The sequence below is a fragment of the Caballeronia sp. SEWSISQ10-4 2 genome (assembly GCF_030464885.1).
GTDB lineage: Bacteria > Pseudomonadota > Gammaproteobacteria > Burkholderiales > Burkholderiaceae > Caballeronia.
The window spans coordinates 1-2,498 of sequence record NZ_JALPRJ010000195.1; the positions used below are offsets into that span (position 1 = coordinate 1).

Below are 2,498 nucleotides of genomic sequence, written 5' to 3' on the forward strand. Positions count from 1 at the left end.
AACCCGAGCTCGCGGTATTCTGCAAGCTCCGCCCTTCAGGGCGGGGTAGTTGACGGATGGGCTCCGCGTGGAGAAGGCAGGGGAGATGACAACGTGTACTGGCCAAGGGCCGTTTCCGTTTGCGAGAGCAGCAGGGTCAAACAGGGGGTCGTCTGGAAGCGTGCGGCAGGTGGCAGCCCTTCGACGTAGCCATGCCCGCCGCACAGTTGCACGAGCTCGCGGCTGACGTCCATCGCATCTGAGGCAACATGGCGCAGTAACTGCCGGATCAGGGTGTCAGGTGCCGGGAGGCCGCTCTTCGCCACGGCCCACAGGAAGAGCCGTGCGCCACGAGCGGAGATCAGCATGTCCGCGAGGCGGGCGGCGACGAGCTGATGGGCCGCGAGTGGCTTGCGAAACGACTGACGCGAAGTGGCATAGTCGAACGCGAACGCAACGCTTTGTAGCATGGCGCCCACCAGCAGTGCACACAGGTACAGACCCGTTTCGACGAGCAACGTCCGTATCGCCTCGCTGTTTGCGCGGTCCGGACCGCACGCGATGCGCAGGCAGGATGCGAGTTCGTCGGGGTCGAGCGTGATCTGCTCAAGTGCAAGAGCCTGCAGCGTCGCGATGCGGCTGCGCTGCCGTACGACGCGGCGCAGGTCGGGCGGCGCAACGAGCACCAGCAAGCGTTCGTCGGCGCGCTCATGCGGCAACAGCAAGGGCGCATCCGCGTGCCGATAGAGGACCCAGACCTTCCCGGCGACGTTGCCGGGTATCGCCAGACTGATCGAGGCAGAACCGTTAAAGTAGTCCCGGACCTGCCGCGCAGGCAGGCAGCCCAGCGCGTCGTGCTCGCGCAGGGCGATGAGCGCGGGCGCACTGAGCGTTAATTCCGCGGCGCGCTCGAGCGGGCCGGCAGCGAACTGTTGGATGACCAGGTACAGATCAGTGTGATCGATGGCGAGGCCACCCTGGTGCGTGGGCAGGATCATCGCGCCCAGATCGAGCTCGCCTGCGAGTCGGACTGTCTCCTGCCAGTCCGAAGGCGGCGCGGGTTGCGTGAACAGCGGCGAGAGCCGCTTGCGCACGAACCGGTGTACGGCTTCGCAGAGCTGCTGCTGCTCTTCGCTCAGTGTCCACGAAAGGCTGGCCAGGTTCGCGGACCTGGTGTCGCAGTGGGAAAGCATGAAGCGTCCTCCCTGATCGGATAACAACGGTGTCAGACGAGCATTTCGGCAGGCGGCGGGTGAGCGAGAAAATCAGTGGGGCTCGCGGAGCGGCCGTAGGCGCCTGACTGGAGCACGACGACGAGGTCGCCAATCGAGGTGGCGGGCAGATGCGCGTCATCGGCAATGCGGTCAAGTGGCGTACAGAGGCACCCGACCACGTGCGAGTGTTCCTGCGCGGGTTCGTCAAGCCGGTTGCCGATCAGCACGGGATAGTTGCGGCGCAGCACCTGGCCGAAGTTGCCCGACGCAGCGAGATGGTGGTGGAGGCCTCCGTCGGTGATGAGAAATGTCTCGCCGCACGACACCTTGCGATCGACCACGCGGCAGACGTAAATACCGGCTTCGCCGACCAGATAACGTCCCAGTTCCAGCACCACGCGTGTGCCGGGAAGACACTGGTGCAACCCAGGCAGCCAGTCATGCATCGCTTTGCCAACGGCATCGAGATCGAGCGGATCTTCCCCCGGGAAATACGGGATGCCGAAACCGCCGCCGAGATTGATGAACGCTGGCGGCACCTCCAGGTTGTCGGCCAGCCGCATGACCAGTTCTGCGCTTTGCCGGTGCGCCTGAACGATGGTTGGTGCGTGAAGGCACTGGGAACCCCAGAAGACGTGAAAGCCGGCGAACGCGACCTCCTGGCGGGCGAGCTCAAGCAGTAACGCTGGAACCAGGCTGGCATCGACGCCGAAGGGTGCCGCGCCACCACCCATGCGCATGCCCCCTTTGCCGATCTGAAAATCGGGATTCACGCGGATCGCAACGCATGGCCGTACGCCGAATTCCCAGCCGAGTGCAGTGACGAGACGCAACTGCGTCGCCGATTCGATGTGAATGATGACACCGGCCGCCACGGCGCGGCGCAGCTCGTCATGGGACTTGCCAGGACCGGCAAATCCGATCCGCTCAGGGCGCGTTCCCGCGTCGAGCGCGAGCATCATTTCGCCGGCCGACGCGACATCGAAGCCGTCGAGACGGGCCGCGAGATGATGAACCATGGCTGGCATCGGATTGGCCTTGATCGAGTAGTGCAGTTCGATGCCATGTGGAAGCGTCTGGCGTAGCGCGCGTATGCGGGCGTCCAAGAGCGAGCGGTCGTAGACGTAGAAGGGCGTGTGTCCGGCACGCGCGGCAAGACGGCGCAGGTCGACGCCGCCGATCTGGAGCACACCTGCCTGTACGCCGAAGGGATGCATCATCAGGGTCTCCGTGAAACCCCGGACTTCAGGCCGGGGAGGTGAGGAGACGGTTTTAACTCCGTCTCGTTAAATAGGTGACGGGCTT

The 2,498-nt window shown here is 64.7% G+C and carries 2 protein-coding genes; both read right to left on the reverse strand.

The window, feature by feature from the left end:
• Window positions 1–35: 35 nt before the first annotated feature.
• Window positions 36–1,172: an acyl-CoA dehydrogenase family protein gene (locus M0D69_RS43530; protein WP_301787964.1), complete on the reverse strand. Its 1,137-nt coding sequence runs from the start codon at window positions 1,170–1,172 to the stop codon at window positions 36–38.
• A gap of 32 nt (window positions 1,173–1,204) precedes the next feature.
• Window positions 1,205–2,413, reverse strand: a complete 1,209-nt coding sequence (locus M0D69_RS43535) for a pyridoxal-dependent decarboxylase, exosortase A system-associated (RefSeq protein WP_301787965.1) — start codon at window positions 2,411–2,413, stop codon at window positions 1,205–1,207.
• Window positions 2,414–2,498: the final 85 nt, after the last annotated feature.

Coding starts and splice junctions, on each gene's coding strand:
- M0D69_RS43535 (WP_301787965.1), bottom strand. CDS start 2,413: ATGATGCATCCCTTCGGCGTACAGGCAGGTGTGCTCCAGATCGGCGGC.
- M0D69_RS43530 (WP_301787964.1), bottom strand. CDS start 1,172: ATGCTTTCCCACTGCGACACCAGGTCCGCGAACCTGGCCAGCCTTTCG.